We start from the raw sequence: 1,587 nt of genomic DNA on the forward strand, positions 1-1,587 counted from the left end.
GCCGGGTCGTGGCGTGCGCCGGTTCCTGCTGCGGCGTTTGCGCGTCGGGGTCCAGTTGGCGCAGCATCATCCGCTGGCCGAACACCCGGAGATCGGGATCGCCGACGCGGCCGCGTATCCGCTGCGACTCCCGGACCGTGCGGCCAACCCGGTGATCCACGATGAGCTGTCCGCACTGTTCCGAGACACCCGACCGCGCCCTCGATTCCACACGCCCGCAGTCTCTTTCGACATGTTTCAGCGCGACCTACGCGACGGGCTCACTCTCGCTCCGGCCGCTGAAGCCGCGGTCACGACACAACCGGCCGGTCTCACGTGGCGACCGCTGCAGGGCGCACCCACCTTGACCATTCACCTGGTCCTCCCGCGCGTGCAGTCACCACTACACCGCCGCATCCGTGCCGCCGCCAAAACCCTGGCGCACGAGCTGCACTGGCTGCCGGACTGACGCGCAGCGGTCACGCGACACGGACGTCTGCGGCGGCGCAGTGTTCGAAACGGATCCCGTTGCGGCCAGCGATGTTAAACGAGTCAATGTTGTAGAGCGCGAGGTACTCGACGTCGGCATTGGGAAGTTTGGGGCCGAAGAACGTGGCATGCACCAGCTGCCCAGTCGACGGTACGTGCCGGCCGCAGCGACTCCGAATCTCACTCCGTAGGGCCTGTTGCCAGATAGGGCGGCGCTCGAAGCGGATGTAATCATCGGCCCAGGACTCGATCACAGGAAGCGGGGGCTCAGCGCTGGCCGGAGCAGCGGCTCCCAGGCCCAGAACGGCTGCGGTGAGCCCGCCTGCGACTGCGACGGCAGGCAGAACGGTCTTGATGAAGTTCGTGCGCGTCACCCTCGCGTTGGGACTGGATCAAGGAATCAGTACGCGCCCGATGCCGTCGCGACCCTCGGTTCGCACACCGGTCGGTGGCCGCGATGCCATTCGCAGGCGTTTCACAGACTTCGGATCGGTAGGCAACCGGCGCGGTATTTACTTTCCACCACCACACAGTGACAGAAAGAGACCTGACCATGAGTTCGACATCTCGAACGAGACGGGCGGCCGCTGCCGCACTGCCGGCGCCAGCGCACTGGCCAGCGTGGTCCTGACTCCGGCGACTGCGCAGGCCGAACCCGGCAGAGCCACCGGACCCTTCACCTGGTGCCCGGGCCAGCACCAGGGTTTCGCCGGCTCGGGCCCGGCCGCCCGAACTGGGACTGGAGCGTCTGCCACACCTACTGGTGGGTGTACGGCGAGCCCGGTGGCAATGCGGCCGACAGCGTTCGGGAGGGGCCCTGCCGCCGGCGGAGATTCCGTTGGAGAATCTGACCCCGGCCGCCGTTGAACTGCGGGTTGTTCGTCTGCCAGGATCCCGGCGGCCGATACACCGTCGATCCACGCCTCACCGCGCCGTAGATCGCGGGTCCGCCCAGCCCCACGAACCCCGTGATCGGGTTAACAGCGGCCACGCTGCATTCCAGAGTAAGTTCGCGCGTATGGAGAACGCGGAACCCAGCCGGACAGCGCTCGCCACTGCCTATGCTCGAGCTTGTCACCAGTTCGCTGACCAGCCACCGATCTTCACCGATCCCCTGGC

3 protein-coding genes are annotated in these 1,587 nt (G+C 67.0%); 1 reads left to right on the forward strand and 2 read right to left on the reverse strand.

Annotated elements, in window-relative coordinates; all coding sequences use genetic code 11:
- The coding region (locus ACRDUX_RS24995) for a type 2 periplasmic-binding domain-containing protein (RefSeq protein WP_526417571.1) at positions 1 to 448 on the forward strand (448 nt) is incomplete at its 5' end.
- Between the two features lie 10 nt (positions 449 to 458).
- Here ACRDUX_RS24995 and ACRDUX_RS25000 read toward each other — a convergent pair.
- Entirely contained in the window at positions 459 to 842 is a 384-nt protein-coding gene (locus ACRDUX_RS25000) for a hypothetical protein (RefSeq protein ID WP_526417573.1), read from the reverse strand.
- A gap of 383 nt (positions 843 to 1,225) precedes the next feature.
- Positions 1,226 to 1,459 (reverse strand): hypothetical protein, encoded by a 234-nt coding sequence (locus ACRDUX_RS25005; protein ID WP_526417575.1) that lies wholly within the window; start codon positions 1,457 to 1,459, stop codon positions 1,226 to 1,228.
- Between the last annotated feature and the right edge of the window lie 128 nt (positions 1,460 to 1,587).

The organism is Mycobacterium sp. (genome assembly GCF_050701675.1).
GTDB lineage: Bacteria > Actinomycetota > Actinomycetes > Mycobacteriales > Mycobacteriaceae > Mycobacterium.